Raw genomic sequence first — 26,722 nt, forward strand, 5'->3', positions numbered from 1 at the left:
GGGACTCCATAATTGGAGTCCCTTTTTTTTTGTTCAATCATATTAAACATTAATTAAACCAGGAATATGTAGATCCTATCTCGGTATAAGTTGCTTTAATCTCACTATTAATTCGAACTACTCAAACAGGGACCAAACAGGGGTTAAACAGGGACCAAACAGGGACAAGACTCGCATATTACCCCTGCTTGAACCCTGTATGGTCCTTGTTTGATCCCCATTATAAGCTTGGATGATATTTACAGGTTTCGGATATGTATTGGAAAAAAATAAGGTTTGATAAATGAATATCAAACCTTATTTTTTTAATGCTATAGTTATTTTTTAACCCTATAGGTTATTTTTTAAAAGACAAATCGTTTTGGAAGATTTTAGCGTATTTGCGTTTGTCGAACTTATAAAGTTTCGCAGCCCGATAGGATACTCCCTCTTGTTTTTCATCCAATTCTTTTAGGAAATTATAATTCAGCATCTTTTTTCGGAAGTTACGTTTGTCGAGCGAAATGCCAATAATGGCTTCATATACTTTCTGGAGTTGGGTTAAGGTAAATTTCTCAGGAAGTAATTCGAAAGCAATCGGAGTATATTTAATCTTTTGCCTGATTTTTTCTAAGCTGCGAGCAATGATGTTTGCGTGGTCAAATGCCAGTTCGGGAAGATTTTCGACCGGATGCCATACCGCTTGTCGAACATAGTCCGAGTGGGGTTTTAATGTCGATTGACCTTTAAGGCGCAGCAGCGCATAATAAGCAACTGTAATTACACGTCCTTGTGGGTGCCTTTTCAGGTCACCGAAGGTATAGAGCTGTTCCATGAAAATATTTCTTAATCCGGTATGTTCGTATAAAATACGCTCTACGGCATTGTCAATAGTTTCAGAATGTTCAACAAAGAAGCCGGGTAGTGCCCACCAGTCTTTGTATGGATATTGATTACGTTCTACGAGTAAGACTTTGAGTTCCCCTTCATCAAAACCGAAGATTACACAATCGGCTGTAAAAGTTGATTGAAGGTGGGTTAGTGTTGAATACAAAATATTATAATTTATATGTATATAAATATTAAACTACTATTTTTGTTATTATTGATACAAAAATGTAAAAAAAAATACAATTTTTTATGATAGTGTAGAAAATACACGTTATATTCGTATCTTATAATTTGGACGTGATATTTAATTTTTTGTGCAGAAAATAAAGAGAATAGGAGTTTTTACCTCCGGGGGCGATGCGCCAGGAATGAATGCATGTATTCGGGCAGTAGTTCGAACAGCTATTTATAATAAACTAGAAGTTAGCGGGATTATACAGGGTTATCAAGGGATGATTGATAATCACTTCGTCGATATGGACAGCCGTTCGGTTTGTAATATCATTCAATTAGGAGGTACTATTTTAAAAACAGCTCGTTGCAGCGAATTTCGGACTGTCGAGGGTAGAAAAAAGGCTTATGATAATTTAAAAGCAGCAGGTATTGATGCTTTGGTGGGTATAGGTGGTGATGGTACATTCACAGGTATTGAAATCTTCTCTCGTGAATATGATATTCCGGTAGTTGGAATTCCCGGAACAATCGATAATGATTTATACGGTTCTGATTTTACATTGGGCTTTGATACAGCCTGTAATACAGTAATTGAAGCAATTGATAAAATAAGAGATACGGCGGCTTCGCATGATCGTTTGTTCTTTGTGGAAGTGATGGGTCGTGATTCTGGTTGCATTGCTTTGAATACGGGTATAGCTGGGGGGGCGGAAGCCATTTTAATGCCCGAAAAAGCAACAGCTATTGATGATCTTATCGAAAGTCTTGAAGGTGCAGTAGCTGGTAAAAAGAGTTCTACAATTGTAATTATTGCAGAGGGAGAACAAAACGGCGGTGCTTATAATATAGCACAACGCGTTAAGGCTAAATTCAACTATTATGACACGAAGGTTACTATTTTGGGGCATTTGCAACGCGGTGGTTCTCCTTCAAGTTTTGATAGGGTATTGGCGAGCAGATTAGGTTTTTCGGCAGTTAATTTATTGCTGTCCGGAGAAAGCAGAAAGGTGGTAGGATTGAAAGGTAATGAAATTCACCATGTTCCTATTGAAGAGTCTATTAATAATAAGGCTTTTAAACTGGCGCCTGATATGATTGAACTATCTCATATTTTAGCTATTTAGTTTAATAGTTAATTATGATAGCAGTTGTATATAGTGGTTCACGTTTGGCAGATTGGCGTTTAGCTGAGAGAGGCAAGGTGATTGCAGGGTTTAAAACGATGGGAATCAACCCTCATCATAACGATGCAGCCAGAATAGAACAACTGTTAAATAAGAATAATACGTTGATTAATTATGCCGAAAAGATAAAACGTATTTATTTTTTCGGAGCAGGTGCTTCAGGAGAGAATCGAATCATTGTTTCGAAAGCATTTAATTCATTTTTTCGTTTTGGGAAAGTCTTTGTAGGTCATGATTTAAAAGCTGCGGCTTTGGCTACATGCGGTGATCACAGAGGATTGGTAGGGATTATTGGAAGTGGATCTAATGCTGCGTATTATAATGGAAAAAAGCTTGAGCAAAATAACTATGGCTTAGGTTATATACTGGCGGATGAGGGTTCTGCTAATTGGTTGGGTAGAAATATTTTACAAGATTATATTACTCAGACAATGCCTCCGGATCTAGTTCTTAAATTTGATGAAAAGTATTCACTTGATGCCAAGTTAATATTAGATAAGGTTTATAGACAGGCGAATCCTATTTTATTTTTAAGTTCATTCTCCGAGTTTGCATTTGAAAATAGAGAGAATATTTATGTCAGGAATTTGGTTATTAAAGGATTTAATCTTTTATTTAAAAAGTATTTCATCCCTTTAAAAGAGAGACACGACATTCGTACTGTGAGTTTTACAGGAAGTGTGGCTTTTGACTATCAAGAATTACTAGAAAATGTGGCCATTAGCCACGGTTTCGAAATAGGCACTATAATTAGGGAGCCTATTCATAATCTTTTGAATTATTATTTAAATAAAAACAAGTAAAATGAAAATTGGAATTAACGGATTTGGAAGAATCGGACGATTAGCTTTTAGAGCGGCAATAGAACGCGGTGTTGAGGTTGTTGGTATCAACGACTTAGTATCTCCAGACTATATGGCTTATATGTTGAAATATGATTCAACACATGGTCGTTTTAAAGGAACAGTTGAAGAAAAAGATGGTCATTTAGTAGTAAATGGTAAAACTATTCGTGTAACTGCAGAAAGAGATCCAGGTAACCTTAAATGGAATGAAGTTGGCGCTGAAGTTATTTTAGAATGTACCGGACTTTTCTTAACAAAAGAAACAGCTCAAAAACACATTGATGCCGGTGCTAAAAAAGTAGTTCTTTCTGCTCCTGCCAAAGATGATACCCCTACTTTCGTAATGGGTGTTAATAATAAAGAATTAAGAGCTGACCAAACTATTGTTTCAAACGCATCTTGTACTACAAACTGTCTTGCACCAATGGTGAAAGTATTAAACGATAACTTCGGTATCGTAGAAGGTTTGATGACTACTGTTCACGCAGTTACTGCTACTCAAAAAACTGTTGACGGTCCTTCACAAAAGGATTGGAGAGGTGGTAGAGGAGCTTACCAAAACATCATTCCATCGTCTACAGGTGCTGCAAAAGCAGTAGGTTTAGTAATCCCTGAAATTCAAGGAAAATTAACCGGTATGTCTTTCCGTGTTCCTGTTGCTGACGTTTCTGTTGTAGATTTAACTGTTAAATTGAAAACTCCAACTACTTACGAGCAAATTAAACAAGCGTTTAAAGATGCTTCAGAAGGAGAATTGAAAGGTATTGTTGGCTATACAGATGAAGACGTAGTATCTGAAGATTTTAAAGGAGATCCACGTACTTCTATATTTGATGCAAAAGCAGGTATTGCTTTAACTGATACTTTCGTAAAGGTTGTTGCTTGGTACGATAACGAATGGGGTTATTCAAATAAATTAATTGAACTTGTTCAAGAAGTAGGTAAATTAAAATAATTAGCGATTTTTCTTTAATTATTAAATAGTATAAAAGAGAACACCGAAAATTTCGGTGTTTTTTTATGTAATATTGTTTCGTTTATAACTTGATAGATAAGATGGATAATCTCTTGAATAGTGCAGATTCAAATAGTCCGTTTAAAGATGGGTATGCCCGTGTTATGGGTAAATTCACCTTGTATTATAAGCCCTATTCTCTTGAATTAAAGCATGTGTTTACGGTAGCCAGTAATTCCAGATCAACAACGCCGGTAGTATTGGTGGCTTTGGCTTTTGATGGCTATATTGGTTTCGGTGAAGCTTCTATGCCCCCATATTTGGGAGAGAGTCATGCGAGTGTTTTAAACTTTTTGGAACAGGTAGACCTTTCTAGTTTTGGCAGTCCGTTCCTAACAGAAGATATTCTGTCCTATGTTGATCGTATAAAAGTTGGAAATACAGCTGCAAAAGCATCCCTGGACATTGCCTTGCACGATCTGTTAGGTCAAATCATGGTGCAACCCTGGCATAAGATATGGGGTTACAATCCTGAAAATACCTCTCATACTTCTTTTACTATTGGAATTGATAAGCCTGAGATTGTAAAAAAGAAGGTAGCAGAAGCAGAACCTTATAAGTTATTGAAGGTAAAGCTGGGTCTGGATAGTGATAAGATGATGATTAATACGATCAGGGAGCTTAGTGATACACCCATTTGTGTGGATGTGAACCAAGGTTGGAAAAATAAAGAACAAGCCTTGGAAATGACTCATTGGCTGGCTGAACATGGCGTTGTTTTTATAGAGCAGCCTATGCCTAAAGAGCAGATAGATGATAATGCCTGGCTTACGGAAAGGAGCCCCATTCCTACCATTGCTGATGAAGCTATACAGCGATTAGGCGATGTTCATTTAGCAAAGGGTGTTTATTCGGGGATAAACATCAAGTTGATGAAATGTACGGGTATGCGAGAGGCTAAAAGAATGGTGGAGCTTGCCAGGGAATTGGATTTAAAGGTGATGTTGGGATGTATGACAGAAACATCTTGTGCGATTAGTGCTGCCGCACAACTTGCTCCGGTGGTAGATTGGGCGGATTTAGACGGCCATTTATTGATCTCCAATGATTTATTTAAAGGGATGTGGATTGAGGATGGAAAAATAATGCTCCCTGAAAGACCGGGAATTGGTATCCGGCTAATGTAAATTTCTTTACTTGTATTGTTTTTATAAGATCATAATGATACCTTCAATTAATAAATAGCCTTACCATGATTAACAAAACTGAACCTCAAATTAGAAGCTTATTAGTTTCAGAGCCTTTTATGCTTGATCCTAACTTTAATCGTTCTGTTGTTTTGCTCGGTGAACATAATAAATCAGGGACGATAGGGTGGGTGCTTAACCAGCCATCAACATTAATATTAAGCGATGTAATGAAAGACATCCCTAATGCAAACTTCCGTGTTTTTATTGGTGGGCCGGTTGGACATGACTCTATTCAATTTGTACATAAATGTTATGACAGGTTAAATAGTGGAATAGACTTGGGCGATAATATTTATTGGGGTGGTAATTTTGAAGTTTTGAAAGTATTGATAGCCAACAATGCTATTAAAGAGGATGAGATCAAATTCTTTTTAGGCTATTCGGGTTGGACTGAAGGTCAATTAGCCCGTGAACTTCAAGAGAATACCTGGATAGTAAGCAATAATTTCAACAGCGACATCATTTTTGTGGATGATGAAGAAAATCTTTGGAAAGAAGCAGTTGTTAATTTAGGGCCTAAATATGCCCATATTGCTCAGTTTCCAAAGAATCCTATGTGGAATTAGCTATCGCGCTTTAATCCGTATTTTTCTATTTTGCTGTAGAGGTGGCTGCGTTGAATCTCGATATCATCAGCAGTTTTAGATACGTTCCAGGCGTTCTTTTCTAATTTGTATTTTATATAGTTTTTCTCGCTCTGATCTTTATAGTCCTGAAATGATTCGTATTGATCGTAGTCAATTCCAGCCTCCCCATTTAGAGAATTGCCATTGTGGTGATTTATATTGGTGTTATTGTTATGATGCGCTGATGATGGGTTTGCGTAAATAACAACATCATTTTTAGTGATAACCTTATCGCTTAATATAATCAGGCGTTCAATCATATTTCTTAGTTCACGAATATTACCAGTCCACGGCAAATTCTTTAAAGCCTCTATAGCATCTGGTGCTAACTTCTTTTCGGGCATTCCGTAATCTGAGCAGATTTCTGAACAGAATTCTTTTGCAATAATGGGGATGTCTTCACTGCGTTCAACAAGTGGTGGTACATGTATTAAGATTACACTTAAGCGATGGTATAAGTCCATTCTGAAATTACCATTCTCAATTTCAAGAAGTAAATCTTTATTTGTAGCAGCAATTACCCGAACATTGATTTCAAGTTCTTTTTCTCCTCCTACACGTGTGATTTTATTTTCCTGAAGTGCACGTAAAACTTTGGCCTGTGCAGAAAGGCTCATATCACCAATTTCATCCAGGAATAGGGTTCCGTTATGGGCTTGTTCGAATTTCCCGATCCTTTGTTTGACCGCCGAGGTAAAGGATCCTTTTTCGTGACCGAATAATTCACTTTCAATCAATTCTGAAGGAATAGCGGCACAGTTAACTTCAATAAGAGGTGCATCGCAACGGTTTGATTTTTCATGCAACCATCGGGCAACTAATTCTTTTCCGCTTCCGTTTGCACCGGTTATTAAAACACGTGCTTCGGTAGGAGCTACCCGGTCAATAGTTTCTTTAATACGGGCGATGGGTTCAGATTCTCCCAATATTACCCTTGTTTTGCTAACCCGGCGTTTAAGGACTTTGGTTTCTGTAACCAGATTTCCACGTTCCAGAGCATTTCGTACAGTAATTAACAGGCGGTTTAAATCCGGTGGTTTTGATATAAAGTCGTAAGCTCCCTTTTTACTGGCTTCTACGGCAGTTTCTACTGTTCCGTGACCGGAGATCATAATAAACGGAAGGTCGGGTTTTATCTTCAGAGCTTCGGATAGAACTTCCATTCCATCCATCCGGCTCATTTTGATATCGCATAATACCAAGCTTATATTATCTTTTTTGATAACTTCTAAACCGTCAATACCATTATCTACATCGGTAACGATGTAGTTCTCGTATTCAAGAATTTCTCGTAAAGTACTACGAATTGCACGCTCATCATCAATGATTAAGACTTTTGTCCCACTTCTTTTATTTGGCATTTAAAAAAAATTCTAAGGTTTATTGATTACAAAACTATTTGCAAGGTTAATTATTAAAGTAAAAGTATGCAACAATTTATTAAATAAAAAAGCAAGCCTATAAGCCGGATTCTGTTTAGATTTTATTCATATCTGTCATTTATCTAGCCTTGCTATTGCTAGCAAGATCTAACGGTCTACCCGTTTCAAATTTGCCGAAGGCAAAGGAAGCGAGCAACTCCCGATTTGAAACCTATTTGACCTTTCAACTCTCGGGGTTTACCGCCATATGTGTCACCACACATAACCGGGAGCTCTTACCTCTCGTTTTCACCCTTACCTGATTGCTCAGGCGGTATATTTTCTGTGGCACTATCCATCAGCCCTTTGAAGACTGTCTTCCTGTTAGGAAGCGAGATGCTCTATGTTGCCCGGACTTTCCTCCTTAACATAATGTTAAGGCGACAGTTCGGCTTGCTTTTATCAAAGGTATGAAATAATTGAGATTTTTAGTAATTCTTAATATTGATAGCCTCATAAGAGATTTGTTGTGAAGCTGTGGTTAAATAGCTATTTTTGCACGAATTATTAATTTTTCCTTATGAGTAATCGTGCGAAGACCATTTTTTTAAGTTTATCTATTTTTGGATCTTTCTTTATATACTGTGTTTATTACTACAGCAAAATGATTCAAAATGCGCCTTATCGCTCTTATGAGTTGGAGTCGATTGTGTTTAAATACGGTGAGGGAAACAACTTAATAAATCAATTTGACTCCAGGACCAATACATACCAATATCTGAATGCAAGTGATTCTTTGGTGAGCACTACGGTGCATTTAAATAAGGATGATTTTATTTATATTCACCACAAAGCTGCAGAGCTGGGATTCTGGAATTTTCCCGATGATATGACCCATACAGCTAATCCGGAGGATGCTAAGAAGTCTACTCATTTCTATGTAGAATTTAATTATAAGGAGAAGAGTAAGCAGATGTTGGTCGATGTTAATTACGATGGAAACCCTAAGCTTCTGGATGCTGCTAAATCATTGGTGGGAGAGATGCAACGCCTATTGAACGATGCTCAGGACCGATAAATACATATAAAACAAAATCGATAATATTTTTGTGGAGGAAGAATAAATTCTTAGCTTTGCGCTTCATTTTATTCATCAATTAATTAATTAACAATGTACGCAATAGTAAATATAGCCGGACAGCAATTCAGAGTTGCAAAAGACCAAAAAATCTTTGTACACCGTTTACAAGGAGAAGAAGGCGCTAGTATTGAATTTGACAATGTATTGTTAGCAGAAGATGGTGGCAAATTTAGCGTAGGAACTCCTTCGTTAAAAGGTGCTAAGGTTTCAGCTAAAATTTTGTCACATTTAAAAGGAGATAAGGTAATCGTTTTCAAGAAAAAACGTCGTAAAGGCTATAAAAAGAAAAATGGTCACCGCCAACAATTTTCTAAAATAGAAATTACAGGTATTTCATTATAATTGAATGTAAAACGGGTATTTTATACCAATAAAAGATAAAAAATGGCACATAAAAAAGGTGCGGGTAGTTCTAAGAACGGCCGTGAGTCGCATAGTAAACGTTTAGGTATTAAGATTTTTGGAGGTCAAGACGCTATTGCAGGAAACATTATTGTTCGCCAGCGTGGTACTAAGCACCATCCAGATAAAAATGTTGGTTTAGGTAAAGACCATACTATTTTTGCAATGATTGATGGTACAGTTGTTTTCAAAAAGAAAGCAGATAACAAATCATATGTTTCTGTTCTTCCTTTTACACAAGCTGAAACTGTTGAAGCGGCACCAGCTGCGAAAAAAACAGCTAAACCTGCTGTAAAGAAAGAAACTAAAGCTGCTGCTAAAGCAGAAGCTCCTGCTGCAGAATAATAATATTTTGTCTATAACAGAAAAGCCCGATTCATATGAATCGGGCTTTTCTGTTATAGACTTTCGCTATTGATTGCGTATTAATAAAGTTTCGGCTAAGCGACGTAAAGGTTCTTTTCTCTTCTCTTCTATTGGGATTTCTGCAAGTGCAGAGAAGGCCATATCTGTATATTTTTTCATTTCTTGCTTAATATAACTCTGTATGTTCAGCTTGTTATATAGATTAACGATGGAAGCTATCTTCTCTGAAGGCTTGAAGTCTGTTTTATTTAACCAGGAAATGATTTCATGCCTGTCTTCTTCATTTGCCAACTCCAATGCTTTCAGGAGTAAGAACGTTTTCTTATTTTCCAGAATATCTCCTCCAACCTGTTTTCCAAATTTAGTACTATCACCAAATACGTCTAAGAGATCGTCTTGTAGCTGGAAAGCAATGCCAAGATTCTCTCCGCATTGATATAGAAGCTTTGCATTTGCATCCTTTGTTTTTGCAACAATAGCACCTAATTGTAAGGAAGCTCCAATTAAAACAGCTGTTTTTAATCGAATCATTCCGATATAGTCTGTAATGTTGATGTCAATGCTTTTTTCGAAATCCATATCGAATTGTTGTCCCATACATACTTCGGCCGCCGTGCGATTAAATACAGATAATAAGGAGGGCAGGACTTCTGGGTCGTTCTGTGAAATGAATTGATAGGACTGGATAAGCATGAAATCTCCTGAGAGGATAGCTGTATTTGTATTCCATTTCTCATGTACGGTCGCTTTTCCACGACGTAATGGAGCCTTGTCCATGATATCATCATGCATCAGGCTGAAATTGTGAAATACCTCAATCGCCATAGCAGTAGGAAGGGCGGTATGAGCCGCGCAGTCAAACATTTCTGCAGAGAGGAGAGTCAGGGCCGGTCTTAATCTTTTGCCTCCTATACTTAATAGATATTGAATGGGTTCGTATAAATCTGCCGGCTTTTCCGGAAATTTAATATTTCTTAAACCTTCATTAATAATATCTTGGTAAAGCTTAACCTCCTGCATAGTTTCTTTCAAAAGCACAAAGCTAAACTTTTATGATACTAAGGTAAAATCTATTTGTCTTTTTGTTAGGTCAACGTTCTTTACTCTTACGCGGACTTCATCACCGAGCTGATATTTCTTCTTTTTACGCTGACCGATGATTGCATAGTTTTTTTCATCAAGTGCGTAGAAGTCGTCGGTCAAGTCACGCAGTCGGATCATTCCTTCACATTTATTCTCTTCAATCTCAACGTACATTCCCCATTCTGTAACACCCGAAATAATTCCTATGTATTCAGTTCCGATCTGATCTAATAGGTATTCGGCCTGTTTGTATTTTATTGAAGCTCTTTCTGCATCTGCAGCTCTCTTTTCCATCTGTGAAGCATGTACAGACATTTTTTCATAAGCTTCTTCACTTACTGAGTTGCCATTATCAAGATAATGTTCTAATAGCCGATGCACCATCATATCCGGATACCTTCTTATGGGAGAAGTAAAATGGGTGTAGTAATCGAATCCTAAACCATAATGACTGGTACTCTTGGTTGTGTAAATTGCTTTTGCCATCGAGCGTATAGCAAGTTGTGTAAGAACATTCTGTTCTTTCTTTCCTTCCACTTCTTCCATTAAATGGTTTAAAGAGTGTGCAGTTTCTCTGCTGGAATTGGTATTTATTTTATAACCAAAGCGAGCAGCAAACTGAGCAAAATTGAGTAAGCTTGCTTCTTTTGGAACATCGTGAGCGCGGTATACAAAGGTGAGTTTATTTTTTCCCTTATGTTTTTTACCAATAAACTCAGCTACCTTTTTATTCGCCAAAAGCATGTAATCCTCAATAAGTTTATGAGCGTCTTTACGCTCCCGGACATAAACTCCCAGTGGTTTTCCATTTTCATCTAAATGGAATTTAGTTTCAGCAGTTTCAAAGCTAATAGCACCACTCTTGAAGCGTTTGTCACGCATGATATAGGCTAATTTATTTAAGATTTCTAATTCATCACTTAGTTCTCCTTCTTTGCTTTCAATCAACTCCTGAGCGTCTTCGTAGCTTAATCGCTTATCCGAGTGGATAACGGTTTTTCCAAACCACTCGGATAGGATATTTGCTTTTTCATCCAGTTCAAAGACTGCTGAAAAGCAAAGTTTATCTTCATTTGGCCTCAATGAACATAAGTTATTTGAAAGTCTTTCCGGCAGCATGGGTATGACACGATCTACTAAATATACGGATGTACCTCTCTCGTAAGCTTCGTGGTCGAGGGCAGTATCCGGATGTACATAATGGGTAACATCTGCTATATGAACACCTATTTCATATTTGCCTTCTTCAAGTTGTACGAAAGAAATGGCATCATCAAAATCTTTTGCATCAAACGGGTCGATTGTAAAAGTCAACTTATCTCTAAAGTCTCTCCTTTTCGCTATCTCTTCATTAGGAATTTGAGCAGGTAATGCTTCAGATTCCTTTTCTACAGCAGCAGGGAAGGATAGAGGAAAGCCATAGTCGGCAAGTATAGCATTCATTTCGGTGTTATTCTCACCTTGAGCGCCAAGTACATCTTTTACTACTCCAACAGGATTTTTGCTTCCTTCCGGCCAATCGGTGATGGTTACTACTACCTTTTCACCATCTTTAGCACCATTGAGGTCTTCAACCGGAATAAAGATATCATGAAGCATTTTACGATCATCAGCAATCAGGAAAGCGAAACGAGGAGACACTTTAAGTACGCCTGTAAAGCTTTTTCGGGCTCTCTCTACGATTTCTATTACTTCGCCTTCTTTCTTACCTATGCGTTTGCTTTCATAGGCATGAATTTTCACGATATCTCCATGAAGCGCATTTCTGAGCTTTCTGGGAGCGATATAAATGTCATCTTCGAATTCATCGTCGGTTACTATATATGCAGAACCATCGGCTGTCATATCTACTCTACCGGTAAGTACTGTTCGTAATTCTTTAAGAATGTACTTTCCTTTGGCGATTTCTTTGAATAAGCCGGAGCGGGTACCTGCTTTTAGAATTTCCTGGATTCCCAACTTTGAATCCTGATCAGGGAGGTTCAGTTTTGCACTTACTTGTTTGTAGTTTAATGCTTGATTTCCTGATTTTTGTAAGACTTCAGTGATCAGTTGGGTAAGGATATTTTTAAATGTATTATTTTTTGCCATTAGAGTTAAATTGGACGTAGAAATGCTTTCTTTGCTAAGATATAAAACAATTATTTTAGAAAAGGTTTTATGAAAATAAAATGCTTAAGACATTTCCTTTTTATGAATATCTAAGATGAATTGTTGTAATAAGTTATCGATTTCTTTTAGTTGATTTAAGCTCAGCGATTCTCCATTCCTGAGGTCAATTTCCATCTTTCTGAGTTTAAATGCGATAGAGTCTCCTCCTAATTGTGCCGTTCGCCCGGCCATACGATGTACCAGTAATTCCATATTATCTTGGTTCTCAGCGTGAAAACTATCATATAGATCCTTTAAATCTTTTTGTGTATCGATGGTGAAGAGCTTGATAATCCATTCTAGATCTTGGTCTTCTAAACTATCTGTCAGCAGTTGATCTTCATCAATAATGAAGTCGTTTCTATTGGATAATATTCCCAAAGCCTCAAGTAAGTCGACTTCTTTGAAAGGCTTTAAAAGTAGTCCGTCAAAACCGAGAGAAAGGATGTCCTTTCGTTCTTCCGGTAGTGCCTGAGCTGTAAAAGCAATGATTTTTACCGATCCATCGTATTTTTCCCGGAGTTTTTTATAGAGATCCTTGCCGTTAATTTCCGGCATACGCATATCTGTAAAGATATGACTCAGCTTTTGATCATAGGGGTGGTTTATTGCATCTTTTGGCGATTGAAAGCATTGGTGGTCAATGTTATATTTGCTTAGAATGCTGTGGCATAAGTCTAGTATAAAGCTGTCATCATCTATTAACCACACGGTGTTTTTGAAAGTGGATGCTGGTTTTAATGCAGGTAGAGCAGGAAGGGCTATCTCATCTAGTGAGGAAGTTGGCAGACTGAAGGTGACCGTAAATACAGAGCCCTTATCTAAGACGCTTTTTACGTCTATTTGTCCATTCATTGCTTTAACCAATGTTTTTACAATGGACAGGCCTAATCCATTTCCAAAATGAATACCTGAGTCAGAATTAGTTGATTGTTCAAATTCATCAAATATTTTATCAATGTCTTCTGGTGGAATTCCCGGACCGGTATCTTGAATGCGGTAATTAATATCCGTATTTGTACCGTAATCGGTAGAGCTAACCTGTAATAGGACTTCTCCTTTATCGGTGAACTTTATAGCGTTTCCAACTAAATTGAATAAGATTTGCTTCAAACGGAATGCATCTCCTAACACCAATCCATTACCTGCTATCCTTGTTGAAAGATGAAGTTCAATATTCTTTTGTTTAGCTTGTGGGCGCATGGCTGTTGCAACTTCCTCCGCAAGGTCCTGTATGTTAAGTACTTCTTTTTGGAAATTGAATTTACCTGAATTAATGCGGTTATAATCAAGTACTTCATTTACAATCTGAAGCAGGTGTTGGGATGACTGATAAATAACATTGATTTTCTCACCATCCTTATTAGCATAGCGTAGTTGCTCGGCGTAACCTATTATAGATTGCAAGGGTGTTCGTAATTCATGACTCATATTGGAAAGAAAACGTTGTTTTGCAGCACCATGATATTCTGCAGCATTTTTAGCGTTTTCGAGTGCCAGCCGATAATTCGCACCCTTTCTTAAGTCGGTTAAAATGAAGTATATTAATACTATGGAAACTAAAAAGAAAGAAAGCAAGATCAAGCTAATTCTCCTTACGCTTTGGTTTACTACGGTTCTAGCTTCCAGATTCTCAAATTCCATTTGATGCATGGCTTCCTGCTCAACTTCATGAAGGATATTGAACATATCGCTCACCAGAATATTTCCTGCCAGTGTTAATTCTGTTTCGTGGTTTATAAATGTTGCACTCTTTTGCTTTTGCCGAGCTTCAAGAGCCTGTATAGCCTGATCGATTTTCGCCTCTGTGTTTTCAGTGCCAAGGTTTTTTATCGTATCTATTTTAACATTCAACTCTTCATGAACAGTTTGCGGAACTTCTTGTTGTACATCGTTTTCAGACTTACTCTTAACACCAAAAAGCTTGGCGAAGAAACCCCTGTTATCTGTTTCAGCAGAAGAAGGATCAATTGTTTTTGTAGTTATCTTTTTCTCCGTTGTTATAATCCTGCTATCGCTTTTTGGAACTTCCTGAATTAAAGAACTAATGTTCTTAATCTGATTTGAAAAGGCCTGATTGTCAACTAAGTTTTTTCTTACCTGAATATAGGAATTGAATAGTTTGTCACGTTCATTTAGTAAAATCCGGATAGAATCTATGCGATTACTCTGCAGGCTATTATTAGGATACAGGCTTTTAAGAGTGTCGAGCGATTGGAGTATAAAATCAGATTCATTTACAAAGCCACTATAGTCTTTATGATTTAATACCTGTGCCCTTTGTACTTGATCTATTTGTAATATATCGCGAGAAATACGACTTACCAAGCGTAGTTTTTCGTTGGGTGTAGAAATTATATCGACCTTATTTAGCATCTCATCGAAAGCAATCTTACTGATGAAATAGGCTAAGCCCAATGCAATACCACAAGATATGATAACGAATACTACCTTTTGATATACATTGGATCCGGATTGATTTTTTATGTTATTATCCATTCTATGTAAATAATAAAGGCACAATAAATGTGCCTTTATTAATCTTTAACGAATAGCTTAGCTATTAATTATTCAGGAAAACGAACTTATTGTCAAATACATCCAGTTTTATATTACTATCCTTACTTATTTTATTAGCTAATATTTCCTTTGATAATTCGTTTAATACTCTTTTTTGTATAACTCGCTTAAGCGGTCTTGCCCCAAATTGAGGATCATAGCCCAACTGTGCCAGCCAGTCCAATGCTTCCGGACTTGCTTCAATTGAGATTCCCATTTCGGCTAATTGCTTTTGTAAGTTATTGAATTGCAGAGCAACTATTTCCCCAATTTCATCCCGTGTCAATGGAGTAAACATAATTACTTCATCAATTCTATTGAGAAATTCCGGGCGGATTGATTTCTTTAAGAGTTCAAATACTTCATTTCTTGTTTTAGCTATTATCTCTTCCCGATTTATTTCATTTAAATCGGTAAAGTTATCCTGAATAAGGTGAGAGCCGATATTAGAAGTCATTATAATGATGGTATTTTTAAAATTAACAACCCTTCCTTTATTATCAGTTAAGTGACCATCATCCAATACTTGAAGCAAGATATTAAATACATCCGGGTGTGCCTTCTCTATTTCATCCAATAAAATCACTGAATAGGGGTGTCTTCGAACGGCTTCAGTTAGCTGACCGCCTTCTTCATAACCAACATATCCTGGAGGAGCTCCAATTAGTCTTGAAACGGCATGTCGTTCCTGATATTCGCTCATATCAATACGAACCATCAGATGCTCATCATTAAAGAGGAATTCTGCCAGAGCTTTCGCTAATTCTGTTTTACCAACACCTGTTGTTCCCAAGAATATAAAAGAACCAATGGGCCTGCGTTTATCACTTAGTCCGGCACGAGAACGACGAATAGCATCAGCGATGGCATCAATGGCTTCTGATTGGCCTGCAACACGTTTATGTAATTCATCCTCCAGTTTAAGAAGTTTTTCACGTTCGCTTTCCACCATTCGTGTAACTGGAATACCCGTCCAACGAGAAACAACTCCAGCAATATCCTCTGCAGTTACTTCCTCCTTTAGCATTCTGTTTTCGGATTGATATTCTTCAAGATCTTTCTTGAATTTCGTTACATTATCTTGAGCTTCTTTTACTCTTCCGTAACGAATTTCAGCAACCCGACCATAATCACCCGCACGTTCAGCCTGTTCTGCCTCTAATTTATAGTCTTCAATCTTTTGCATTTCCTGATTGATCTGGTCAACAAGCGATTTTTCACTTTGCCAGGCTGCCCTTAAGGAATCACGCTCTCCAACTAAGTCAGATATCTCCTGACTGAGTTCTTTAACCGCTTTCTCATCTTTTTCACGTTTAATGGCTTCTCGTTCTATCTCCAACTGCATAATCTTTCTTTCGATTTCATCAACAGCTTCAGGAACTGAATCCATTTCAATGCGTAGCTTGGAAGCGGCTTCATCCATCAAATCGATTGCTTTATCTGGTAGAAAGCGATCGGTAATATAACGTTGCGAAAGTTCTACAGCTGCTATGATAGCACTATCCATGATACGGACCTTATGGTGGGTTTCATAACGTTCTTTTAAGCCTCTAAGAATAGATATTGCATCTTGAGTATCCGGTTCATTGATCATAACAATCTGAAACCTGCGTTCTAAGGCCTTGTCTTTTTCGAAATACTTTTGATATTCGTTTAAGGTAGTAGCCCCAATTGCTCTAAGTTCTCCTCTTGCTAATGCAGGTTTTAAAATATTTGCCGCATCCATTGCTCCCTCGCCACCACCAGCACCAATAAGAGTATGGATTTCATCAATGAAAAGTATGATCTCACCATCGCTGTCGGCTACTTCTTTAACAACAGACTTTAGACGTTCTTCGAATTCACCTTTATATTTGGCTCCGGCAATCAATGCGCCCATATCCAACGAGTAAACTGTTTTTGTTTTTAGATTTTCCGGCACATCACCCTTAATGATTCTATGTGCTATACCTTCGGCAATAGCAGTTTTACCCACACCTGGTTCACCTACTAATATGGGGTTGTTTTTCGTCCGTCGGGATAGTATCTGCATGACGCGTCTTATTTCTTCATCACGGCCGATTACCGGGTCAAGCTTGCCAGATTCTGCATACTCATTTAAATTACGGGCGTATTTATTTAAGGCATTGTAGGTTGCTTCTGCATTTTGATCCGTTACCCGGCTATTTCCTCTTAACTCAGTGATAGCCGTTTTTAAATCCTTTTCCGTAGCTCCCTGATCCTTCAATAGGCCGGAAGCTTTATCGTTTGAGTCTAAAATCGCGAGAAGCAAATGCTCTACAGACACAAACTCATCTTTAAATTCTTTTAAATAAGATTGAGCCTTTTGAATAATAGAATTGCTCGAATTGGATAAATAAACATTGCTGCCACTTACCTTCGGGAAGCTATTGATCTGAGTATCTAATAAATCACTTAAGTGGTTTACATTGATGTTGAGTTTTTTTAGTAAATGATTAATAACATTCTCATCAACAATAAGTAAAGCTTTCAAAAGGTGTGCAGGTTCAATTGCTTGTTGTTGATTTCCAATTGTTATTTCAGAAGCTTTTTGGATAGCTTCCTGTGCTTTTATTGTAAAGTTATTGAGATTCATAATATCTTTTTCTTATGCTAACATCAAAACATATACCATTGCATATAGTTTGGAATTACCTGAAATAATGGCTGATAGGAATTTGAGGAAATGAAAAAATGTCTGAGTTTAAGTTTTGTATCCTTCTTTATTCTATATTTGCATTGCATTTGGTTAAAGATGATTGATATCATACTTTATTAAAAGGGAATTTGGTGAGAATCCAGAACTGTCCCGCAGCTGTAAGCTCTATTAATCAAAGGTCTAATTATTGCCACTGTTTGTTTCCCAAAACAAATGGGAAGGCCAGACCGGGAGGAGTAAGTCAGAAAACCTGCCTAATGGAATGAATTGTTAACGGCTTTCGGGGATTGAAGCCAGATTCTGCTTGATATATTATCATGCTTAATTTCATTGCGTTCGCCCCCGTATTTAATTAATTTCTGTGTTTAGAATTTATTTGTGCTTAATTCTTTTCGGTGTTCCTGCTATAATTAAAGCTCAGGTAGATACTGTACATTATGGGGATACGTTGAAAAAGGTTGAGATAACCCGCCCTCTATTCTATAAGGAAGAGGCTTCTACGATGCCTGTACAACATTTGTCTAAAAAGGATCTGGATATTTTAAACAGTATTTCTGTTTCTGATGCTGTAAAATTCTTTTCAGGTGTTCAGGTTATGGATTATGGAGGGATAGGCGGTATGAAAACGATTGATGTCAGAAGTCTGAGCTCTAATCATACCGCGGTTTTCTATAATGGTATTGCTATTAACAATGCTCAAAACGGACAGGTTGATTTAGGGAAATTCTCATTGGATAATATTGAATCCATTACTTTATTTAACGGACAACAAACCAAATTATTAATCCCTGGCAAAGCCTTTTCATCTGCATCAACTTTATTGTTAGAGTCGCAAATACCTGTTTTTGAAGAAGGGAAGAGTTATCATTTTAAAATAGGTACACGTATAGGAGACTTCGGCTTGTTTAATCCATCCTTTTTATGGCAGCAAAAACTCTCAAAAAATACAAGTCTGAGTTTTAATACCGAATGGGTTAAAGCGAATGGCCGTTATGATTTTTATTATGCCAAAGGTAATGTTGATACCCTGATTAATAGACAGAATTCAGATGTAGATGCCTTGCGATTAGAAGCATCTCTTAATGGTACATTAAAAGATAGTAGTAACTGGGAACTTCACCTTTATAATTATACATCAAAACGAGGGTTACCCGGAGCAGCCGTAGACAATAAATACTATTCAAATGATCGCCAATGGGATAAAGATTTTTTTATTCAGGGCCGATGGGAGAAAAGGTATAATGACCTTTATAGCTTATTAGTCAATGCGAAATACAACCGTCAGGATTTGCGTTACCAAGATCCCGATTTCCATAATACACAGGGTTTCTTGGAAAATAATTACAATCAAAAAGAGGTTTATCTTTCTGCCGCTAATTTATTTGTTTGGTCAAATACTTTAAAGTCATCTCTTTCAGCAGATTATTTCTACAATTCATTAGATGCTGATTTAAAGGATTTCGTTTATCCAGAAAGACATACTCTATTGGTTAATGCAGCTATTGAATGGCAAAAGAATAATTTTAATATTCAAGCCAATGGTTTGGCAACCATATTAAAAGAGAAGGTACGCGTAGGCACTAGTACAGGTGATAAACAGGTGCTGAGTCCTTCTATATCTGCTTCGTGGAAGCCATTTGAAGATCAGAACCTTTATATTCGATCATTTTTTAAATCGATTTTTAGAGCACCTACTTTTAATGACTCGTATTATACACTCGTTGGTTCTACTAGCTTAAAACCTGAATATGTAAAACAGTACGATCTGGGATTCACTTGGCAAAAAGCATTTGATAGTCGGTTACAGCAAATCACCTTTAAGGCAGATGCCTATCATAATCGTATAAAGGATCGTATAACTGCCATTCCTTTAGCTAATTTATTTCGGTGGACAATGGTTAATTTAGGCAGGGTAGAAATCAATGGTATTGATTTTGGAGCGTCAGGTAATGCGGAATTAGCTGCAAATATCAACCTTGACTTTGGAGTTAATTATACCTATCAAAAGGCTATAGATAAGACAGAAGGTGGTGCGAATTTTAATCAGCATATACCTTATGCTCCAAAGAATAGTGGATCAGGGTTTATCGCAGCTGTTTATAAAGCGTTTGGCTTGAATTATAATCTGCTTTATACAGGAGAGCGCTATAGTCTGAGACCTAATATACTGACCAATAAAATGGATGACTGGCTTATTCAGAATCTATCTGTCTCTTATCATAACAAGTTTGCTAAACTAAATTATAAAGTTTTAGCCGAAGTAAATAACATTGCCGACATCAACTATACAGTCATTAGAAACTACCCGATGCCGGGAAGGAACTATCGTATCTCTTTTCAAATTTCTTATTAACAACTATATATATATATCATGAAAATTCACTTTAAAAACCCTTTGTTAGCAAGCTTTGTATTGCTTTCTGTAATTCTTGCATCTTGTTCAAAAGATAACTCGTTAACTCCTGAGGAGCAGCCCGACCCGGTAAGTGGAGTCTATGTTTTGAATGAAGGAGACTTTCAGGCAAATAATGCTAGCCTTTCTTACATTGATTTCTTAACAGGTAATCTTACACCTGATATTTATGGAACAGCAAACTCTTCAGATCCTTCTAACCCAAAAGCTTTAGGTGATATAGCTAGTGATATGGATATATATGGAAGCTTGCTATATGTAGTTGTTAACGAGTCTAATAAAATTGAAATATTAAATGCTTCTACAGCTAAAATTGTTAAAACTATTAATATTGATCAGCCTCGTTATATTGCTTTTCATAGCGGAAAGGCATTTATTACTTCTTATACAGATCACGTGTTTGTATTGGATACTTTAAGTAAAACAATAACTGCTCAGATTAAAGTAGGTCGTACTCCAGAACAGATTGTAGCATCGGGAAATAGATTATATGTAGCAAATGCCGGATGGGCAGATGCTATAACCGGAGGCGAATACGATAATACAGTTTCTGTAATTGATCCGGTTCTACTGAAAGAAGAAAGCAAGATTACGGTTGCTGATAATATTGATATTATTTTTGCTGATAATAAAGGTAAATTATATGTAAGCTCAACAGACATCTATAATACTGTTGATTGGAGTATTTTAAAACCTTCTCGTTTATATAGAATTGATACCAAAACAAATAAAGTAGACAAGGAATATGAATTTGGCGCTCATTTAATGGCATTTACTAAAAATAAGGCTTATTTAGTAAGTAATAATTATAAAGCAGGAGAGGATACTTTCTTGGAGATGGATTTGGGAACTGAAACTTTAACAGAATCGGATATTTTTAAAGGGGTTGAATTGGATCACCTTTATGGTTTAGCGGTTGATTCTGATAACGGAGATATATGGCTTTCTGATGCTAACTACGGGCAGTTAGGTAAAGTTCGCCGCTACAATAAAGCATTGGATAAGATCGATTTGACTTATACAACGGGCGCTTTTCCTTCAGTATTCGTATTTAAGAGATAAATGAAAACCAGCCATTCTAATAAACAAGAAGGGGGATGCCAATAGCATCCCCCTTCTTGTTTATTAGAATATTTTTATCTGCTACTTCGTTCACTGCGAGCTCTACTTTGTGTGCTTCTTCCAGAAGCTGCAGAAGATGAACCCTTCGAAGGACTGGCACTGCGAACAGTTCTTGTTGCTGATGAACGATCTGCTGAAGAACGAGCTGTGCTTGGTCGAGCTTTTGTTTGACGAGTTGCCGGTGCTGTTTGACGAGCAGGGGTGCTTCTCTGCGTTGTAGTACGACTCTGTGTTGTAGTACGACTCTGTGTTGCCGAGCGGCTTTGCGTTGCAGAAGAATTCGGTGTTGTTACTCGCCTACTAGGAGCAGTTGACCTTCCTTGTGCATCGCTGCTCTGACCCTGTGCAGGAGCTGTCGTACGTACAGGATTAGTTGCAGTAGGACGTTGTGTTGTCGGACGAGTAGTAGTTGAGCGACTTTGTTCTGGTCGCGTTGTTGCTGCTCTTCCTGTGTTCACTGTATTACCCGGTCTTTCAGAGTTCCTTGGCGATACTGCTGTTGGACGTTCACTTCTATTAACATCGTTGATGCTGGCAACACGTGATGGTCTGCTTGTTGTACGAGTTGATTGGTTGATCTGCGGACGGTAAATTGAAACCGATCTTGAATCAATCGTAGCTCTGCCCGGACGGCTGCTATTATTTACATTATAAACTCTTACTGGTTTACGGGTTGCGCGTTCCAACTCACTTCGTCCAGGTCCACCATAATAGTTACGGTTATTATAAACATAAACATTGTTTATAATTGTGGTGCGATTATAGAAATTATTGTACCTGCTATAAGGTGTATAATAACTATAAATACGCGGACTAAAGAAGTAACGTTGAGGAACAAATACCCAATGACTTAGCGGTATATTGATGCTCACACCAAAGCTAACTCCGGGACCGAGAGGAGCCCACCCATATTGTCCGCCTCCCTGGCGCCAAGATACCCATGCTGGTCCCCATTCATATCCCGGAACCCAGGCCCAACCGTAATTGTTGTTAAATACCCAATTACCATAGTGAAAAGGAGCCCATCCCCAATCATAATCAGAATACCAGGTATTTCCGTACTCTGTATTAATCCAATGACCATTGGTTGCATAAGGTCTAAAGTCTCCTCTTACATCAGGTAACCAAATATATCCATACTGTGGATCATTTATCCATTGTCCGTAAGGAGAAAGTTCATCATAGAATAGCTGAAACGACACTTGTTCATTTTGTGCCTGAACTTGTTTGAGCCCGGTGCCTAAAAATAGGAAGATAGCTGCAAGGCTAAGAATTATTTTATGTGCGTTTTTCATGTCTTTATCGATTATTGTTTCGTTGTTTCTATCTCTATGACGAAGTTTACCTACTTAAGGTTTAATTATAGTTAATAAATAATAAATATTTGTTAATTATTTATTAAACGATAAAATTAAATAAGTTCCTTATTTGTGCTGTTTTAATAATATAACTTTTAATTTTGCCTGATATTGCTATAGAGCAAAAATTATCATTTCTAATATAGATAAATGATTTCAAAGACGATTGATAAATACCTTGTAGAGTTAGCTGAAATCCACCGTTTTGTGATGCGCTTTTTTAGAGAGGTTTTTGTAGGACCTTTTGAGTTTAAGGAGATTATTCGCCAATGCTATGAAATAGGAGTGAAATCACTTCCCTTAATTTCTCTAACAGGTTTTATTATAGGTGTAGTTTTCACAAAGCAATCCCGTCCTTCTTTAGCAGACTTCGGAGCTCAGGCCATGCTTCCTGCTTTAATTGCCATAGCTGTTATCAGGGCTTTGGCACCTTTGGTTACTGCCTTAATTGCTGCCGGTAAAGTTGGTTCTCAAATCGGTGCAGAACTAGGCTCCATGAAGGTTTCAGAACAAATTGAAGCCATGGAGGTATCCGGAACAAACCCTTTTAAATTTCTAGTTGTTAGCAGGGTAGTAGCTACTTCGGTAATGATCCCTATTCTTATGTTTTATACGGCTTTTGTAGCACTTATGGGAGCACAAATGAACATAGCTCAAAACGAAGCGACAACCATAACTGTATTTTTTACAGAAGTATTCGATGCGATCACTTTTAGAGACGTCTTTTCATCTTTAATTAAGTCTATTGTATTTGGGTTCACCATTGGAATTGTGGGTTGCTTTCAAGGTTATACATCTTCTAAAGGAACAGAAGGAGTAGGAAGAGCAGCTAACTGGGCAGTAGTAATGTCCATGTTCCTGATTTTTATAGAAGAGTTGCTGATTGTTCAAATATTACAGCTAATACCTCAATAATGAAGAAGGCAAAAGACTTTATAAAATACGATGAATCGGTCATTACGATTCGTGATCTGTATAAATCTTTCGGCGACCTGCATATTTTGCGAGGTGTAGATTTAGACTTGTATCAAGGTGAGAACTTAGTGGTTTTAGGTAGGTCCGGAACCGGAAAGTCGGTTTTAATTAAGATTATTGTTGGCTTATTGCAAGCCGATAGTGGCCAAGTTGAAGTTTTAGGAAACTCATTGAAAGATATTTCTGTTAAAGACTTACAGGCTCTACGCCTGAAGGTAGGATTCTCATTTCAAAGTAGTGCGCTTTATGATAGCATGACTGTTCGGGAAAATCTTGAGTTTCCATTGGTCCGCGTAAATCGTAATTTAACGCGTAAGGAAATAAATACAGCTGTAACGACTGTGCTTGATGCGGTGGATTTATTGCAATCCATTGATCAAATGCCTTCTGAGCTTTCCGGCGGACAAAGGAAACGTATTGGTATTGCCAGAACCTTGATCTTGCGTCCTGAAATCATGCTTTATGATGAGCCTACAGCCGGACTAGATCCATTAACTTGTATAGAAATTAATAAATTAATAAATGAAGTGCAAGATCGTTTCAAGACTTCATCAATTATTATTACCCACGATTTAGCTTGCGCGAAAAGCGTTGGCGATCGCATTGTAATGCTACTTGACGGAACTTTTGAAAGACAAGGTAGCTTCGATGATATTTTCGATACGGATGATCCACGGGTTAAGCCGTTCCGTGATTATAATTTTATAGAATAATATGAATTCAGCAGAAAGAAAACGTTCGATAATTGTAGGTTTATTTGTCTTTTTTGGCATTATTATCCTACTCGCCGGAATTTTCATAATTGGCGGACAGCAGAATCGCTTTGGCAACGTTGTGCATATAACAGCAGTTTTTGATAATATTGGCGGATTGAAGAAAGGTGGAAATGTGTGGTTTTCGGGAGTGAAAATCGGAACCATCAGAGAGATTAGCTTTACAGAAGATAGCCGTGTAAAAATTGATATGGTTATTAATGAAGAATCGAAAGAATACGTTCGGAAGGACGCATCTGCGGTTATCAGTTCGGAAGGCTTTATTGGTAATAAAATGATTGTCATTGAAGGCGGAAGCAGCGAAATGGCTTATGTTGAAAATGGAGACCAGTTACGTTCTAAAGCAGGAAACGACACGGAAGCTATGATGGCAACCCTACAAGTAAACAATGAGAATCTGGTTTCAATAACGGATAATATTAAAAACCTGAGTGAAAGAGTAAGAAAGGGAGAGGGAGCTATCGGTGCATTTTTTACAGACTCCATGATGGCTGTAAATATGAAAGCAATGATGCAGAATTTAAATCAGGCGGCCTTAAACTCAAAGAGAGTTTCAGAGAACCTGGAAACGTTTACTGCTAAATTAAATAATGATGGCGCTTTGACCAATGATCTACTGACAGATACCGTTGTGTTTAAAAGCCTTAAGGCTTCTGTTGCTCAGTTAGAAAGTGTTACTCAAAATGCGTCTGAGCTGACTAAGAATTTAAGCGATGCAAGCAGTAAGCTTAATGATAGTGATAATGCGCTTGGATTATTGTTAAATGACCCTGCTACAGCCGATCAGCTGAAACAAACAATGGGTAATCTGGAGTCAAGTACTTATAAACTAGATAGAAATATGGAAGCTTTACAGTCTAACTTCCTGTTTCGTGGTTTCTTCAAAAAGGAAGCAAAAAGAGCGGAAGCTGCTCGCCAAGATTCTATTAAAAATAGCAATCAATAAGATTAAGGGATATTCATAAACTTATGGGTCTGTAATGAAACTTCCCACTGCGGGTTGTTCATTACATACTCAATGATAAGCGGAGTCATCTTCGCTGCATTTGACCATTCCGGTTGTAAATAAAGCTTACAGCTGGGAGATACTAACTTTGCATAATCTTCTGCCCATTGAAAATCGCTCTTATTAAAGATAATGATCTTTAGTTCGTGTGCAAAAGGAGTAATGTCGGGCCGGGGTGATTTAAACTTTTTAGGAGATAGACAAATCCAGTCCCATTGTCCCGAAAGTGGGTAGGCCCCGGAAGTTTCAATAAAAGTCTGTATGTCATTTTCTTTTAACTTTCGGGTAAGGTAATCCATGTTGTAGATAAGAGGCTCACCACCGGTTACTACGACCGTTTTTGCAGGATATTGTTTAGCATGTTCAACAATCTTATCAGCAGCAGTTAAAGGGTGAATAGAGGCATCCCAGCTTTCTTTTACATCGCACCAATGACATCCAACATCACAACCTCCGAGACGAATAAAATAGGCAGCTTTACCCGTATTATATCCTTCGCCTTGAATTGTATAAAACTCTTCCATTAAAGGAAGTAAAGTACCATCTTCAGGAACTGAATTACTCATTAGTAGATTTCCTTTTTTGCTGACTTCAGTGTGTTCTTCAATAAGCCAACAATTGTCATTAATCCAACACCACCCGGTACCGGACTGATCCATGAGCTTTTTGGAGCTACATGATCAAAATCAACATCGCCAAATAGTTTGTAACCCGACTTTGTTTCAGACGATTGTTCTCTGTTAATTCCAACATCGATGATAATAGCACCGTCTTTAACCATATCAGCAGTTACAAAATTCTTTTTACCAATAGCTGCAACAATGATATCTGCTTGCTTTATAAAAGCCGGAAGATCTTTTGTTCTGCTGTGGGTAAGTGTAACTGTACAATTGCCGGGTTGGCTGTTGCGTGCAAGTAAAATACTCATCGGACTGCCTACAATATTGCTTCTGCCAACTACTACCGCATGTTTACCAGCAGTTTCTATCTGGTAGTATTCCAACATTAACATAATGCCGTAAGGTGTAGCAGGAATAAAACAAGGTAGGTTTCGCATCATTCTGCCTAAATTAACAGGATGAAATCCGTCTACATCTTTTCTGTAATCTATAGTTTCTGTAACCTTCTCCGGGTCAATATGTTTTGGTAATGGAAGTTGTACAATTAGACCGTCTACACCCTCATCTGCATTAATCTCTCTTATTTTTTGGAGAACTTCTTCTTCAGAAACATTTTCATCATAACGAATCAGAGAAGATTGGAAATTTACCTTCTCGCAATTCTTCATTTTGCTGGCAACATACGTTTCACTTCCACCATCATTGCCAACTAAAATAGCTACCAAATGAGGCTTTCTGCCATTCTTATTATAAAAGTCGAGTGCTTCTGCAGCAATATCTTCTTTGATTTTTGCTGAGACAAGTTTACCATCTAATAATTCCATTGTGT

At 37.5% G+C, this 26,722-nt stretch carries 22 protein-coding genes, 1 other RNA gene and 1 riboswitch; of the genes, 13 read left to right on the top strand and 10 right to left on the bottom strand.

Translation table 11 applies throughout. The features are described from left to right. Nucleotides 1-337 precede the first annotated feature (337 nt). Complete coding sequence (locus tag VL047_RS03015) at nt 338-1,033, bottom strand: NUDIX hydrolase (protein WP_325358376.1); 696 nt, start codon at nt 1,031-1,033, stop codon at nt 338-340. A 151-nt stretch (nt 1,034-1,184) separates the two neighbouring features. On the opposite strand from VL047_RS03015, the gene pfkA reads away from it, so the two are divergent. The 5 genes from pfkA (at nt 1,185) to VL047_RS03040 (ending at nt 5,844) form a co-directional block, all read left to right on the top strand. After that, entirely contained in the window at nt 1,185-2,168 is a 984-nt protein-coding gene (gene pfkA, locus VL047_RS03020; protein WP_325358378.1) for a 6-phosphofructokinase, read from the top strand. A 14-nt stretch (nt 2,169-2,182) separates the two neighbouring features. Next, nucleotides 2,183-3,031, top strand: coding sequence for a hypothetical protein (locus VL047_RS03025; RefSeq protein WP_325358380.1), 849 nt, complete (start codon nt 2,183-2,185; stop codon nt 3,029-3,031). Between the two features lies 1 nt (nt 3,032). After that, nucleotides 3,033-4,028, top strand: a complete 996-nt coding sequence (gene gap / locus VL047_RS03030; protein WP_325358382.1) for a type I glyceraldehyde-3-phosphate dehydrogenase — start codon at nt 3,033-3,035, stop codon at nt 4,026-4,028. Between the two features lie 101 nt (nt 4,029-4,129). Continuing rightward, entirely contained in the window at nt 4,130-5,215 is a 1,086-nt protein-coding gene (locus VL047_RS03035) for a dipeptide epimerase (RefSeq protein WP_325358384.1), read from the top strand. Between the two features lie 65 nt (nt 5,216-5,280). Continuing rightward, on the top strand, nt 5,281-5,844 hold the full coding sequence (locus VL047_RS03040; protein WP_325358386.1) for a YqgE/AlgH family protein: 564 nt from the start codon (nt 5,281-5,283) through the stop codon (nt 5,842-5,844). Here VL047_RS03040 and VL047_RS03045 read toward each other — a convergent pair. Both VL047_RS03045 and rnpB read right to left on the bottom strand, forming a co-directional pair. Continuing rightward, nucleotides 5,841-7,265, bottom strand: coding sequence for a sigma-54 dependent transcriptional regulator (locus tag VL047_RS03045; protein WP_325358388.1), 1,425 nt, complete (start codon nt 7,263-7,265; stop codon nt 5,841-5,843). The genes VL047_RS03040 and VL047_RS03045 overlap by 4 nt on opposite strands. Before the next feature lie 84 nt (nt 7,266-7,349). Beyond that, nucleotides 7,350-7,725: RNase P RNA component class A (gene rnpB / locus VL047_RS03050), an RNA gene on the bottom strand. A 120-nt stretch (nt 7,726-7,845) separates the two neighbouring features. Here rnpB and VL047_RS03055 point away from each other — a divergent pair. The 3 genes from VL047_RS03055 to rpmA all read left to right on the top strand — a co-directional run bounded on the left by VL047_RS03055 (nt 7,846) and on the right by rpmA (nt 9,153). Next, entirely contained in the window at nt 7,846-8,343 is a 498-nt protein-coding gene (locus VL047_RS03055) for a hypothetical protein (protein ID WP_325358390.1), read from the top strand. Nucleotides 8,344-8,436: 93 nt separating this feature from the next. Further along, entirely contained in the window at nt 8,437-8,748 is a 312-nt protein-coding gene (rplU, locus tag VL047_RS03060; RefSeq protein WP_325358392.1) for a 50S ribosomal protein L21, read from the top strand. Between the two features lie 42 nt (nt 8,749-8,790). Beyond that, nucleotides 8,791-9,153: a 50S ribosomal protein L27 gene (rpmA, locus tag VL047_RS03065; RefSeq protein WP_325358394.1), complete on the top strand. Its 363-nt coding sequence runs from the start codon at nt 8,791-8,793 to the stop codon at nt 9,151-9,153. Between the two features lie 66 nt (nt 9,154-9,219). Here rpmA and VL047_RS03070 read toward each other — a convergent pair whose 3' ends face one another. The 4 genes from VL047_RS03070 to clpB form a co-directional block, all read right to left on the bottom strand. Then, the gene (locus tag VL047_RS03070) at nt 9,220-10,212 is read right to left on the bottom strand and encodes a polyprenyl synthetase family protein (RefSeq protein WP_325358396.1); all 993 of its coding nucleotides are present in this window, start codon (nt 10,210-10,212) and stop codon (nt 9,220-9,222) included. Nucleotides 10,213-10,224: 12 nt separating this feature from the next. Beyond that, nucleotides 10,225-12,348, bottom strand: coding sequence for a ribonuclease R (rnr, locus tag VL047_RS03075; protein ID WP_325358398.1), 2,124 nt, complete (start codon nt 12,346-12,348; stop codon nt 10,225-10,227). Nucleotides 12,349-12,432: 84 nt separating this feature from the next. Further along, entirely contained in the window at nt 12,433-14,907 is a 2,475-nt protein-coding gene (locus VL047_RS03080) for a hybrid sensor histidine kinase/response regulator (protein WP_325358400.1), read from the bottom strand. 64 nt (nt 14,908-14,971) lie between these two features. Then, nucleotides 14,972-17,563 carry an ATP-dependent chaperone ClpB gene (gene clpB / locus VL047_RS03085; RefSeq protein WP_325358402.1) on the bottom strand — a complete coding sequence of 864 codons (2,592 nt, stop codon included), beginning with the start codon at nt 17,561-17,563 and terminating at the stop codon, nt 14,972-14,974. Between the two features lie 133 nt (nt 17,564-17,696). After that, a riboswitch (cobalamin riboswitch) is annotated at nt 17,697-17,898 on the top strand. Nucleotides 17,899-17,987: 89 nt separating this feature from the next. On the opposite strand from clpB, the gene VL047_RS03090 reads away from it, so the two are divergent. Further along, entirely contained in the window at nt 17,988-19,979 is a 1,992-nt protein-coding gene (locus VL047_RS03090; protein WP_325358403.1) for a TonB-dependent receptor, read from the top strand. A gap of 18 nt (nt 19,980-19,997) precedes the next feature. Beyond that, complete coding sequence (locus VL047_RS03095) at nt 19,998-21,101, top strand: YncE family protein (protein ID WP_325358405.1); 1,104 nt, start codon at nt 19,998-20,000, stop codon at nt 21,099-21,101. Nucleotides 21,102-21,175: 74 nt separating this feature from the next. On the opposite strand, the gene VL047_RS03100 is transcribed toward VL047_RS03095, so the two are convergent. Continuing rightward, nucleotides 21,176-22,456, bottom strand: coding sequence for a DUF6600 domain-containing protein (locus VL047_RS03100; RefSeq protein ID WP_325358407.1), 1,281 nt, complete (start codon nt 22,454-22,456; stop codon nt 21,176-21,178). Nucleotides 22,457-22,669: 213 nt separating this feature from the next. Between VL047_RS03100 and VL047_RS03105 the strand changes: the two genes are divergently transcribed. The 3 genes from VL047_RS03105 to VL047_RS03115 are packed head-to-tail and all read left to right on the top strand — an operon-like array spanning nt 22,670 to nt 25,213. Next, complete coding sequence (locus VL047_RS03105) at nt 22,670-23,434, top strand: ABC transporter permease (protein WP_325358409.1); 765 nt, start codon at nt 22,670-22,672, stop codon at nt 23,432-23,434. After that, nucleotides 23,434-24,207 carry an ABC transporter ATP-binding protein gene (locus VL047_RS03110; protein ID WP_325358413.1) on the top strand — a complete coding sequence of 258 codons (774 nt, stop codon included), beginning with the start codon at nt 23,434-23,436 and terminating at the stop codon, nt 24,205-24,207. Before VL047_RS03105 ends, VL047_RS03110 begins: the two co-directional genes overlap by 1 nt. A 1-nt stretch (nt 24,208) precedes the next feature. Further along, the gene (locus VL047_RS03115; protein ID WP_325358415.1) at nt 24,209-25,213 is read left to right on the top strand and encodes an MlaD family protein; all 1,005 of its coding nucleotides are present in this window, start codon (nt 24,209-24,211) and stop codon (nt 25,211-25,213) included. A gap of 2 nt (nt 25,214-25,215) precedes the next feature. Here the strand turns inward: VL047_RS03115 and VL047_RS03120 are convergent, their stop codons facing one another. Both VL047_RS03120 and VL047_RS03125 read right to left on the bottom strand, forming a co-directional pair. After that, entirely contained in the window at nt 25,216-25,839 is a 624-nt protein-coding gene (locus tag VL047_RS03120) for a 7-carboxy-7-deazaguanine synthase QueE (RefSeq protein ID WP_325358417.1), read from the bottom strand. Further along, entirely contained in the window at nt 25,839-26,717 is an 879-nt protein-coding gene (locus VL047_RS03125) for a bifunctional 5,10-methylenetetrahydrofolate dehydrogenase/5,10-methenyltetrahydrofolate cyclohydrolase (protein WP_325358419.1), read from the bottom strand. The genes VL047_RS03120 and VL047_RS03125 overlap by 1 nt, the downstream gene beginning before the upstream one ends. Nucleotides 26,718-26,722 lie beyond the last annotated feature (5 nt).

It is taken from the genome of Albibacterium sp., from assembly GCF_035514885.1.
Taxonomy (GTDB): Bacteria; Bacteroidota; Bacteroidia; order Sphingobacteriales; family Sphingobacteriaceae; genus Albibacterium.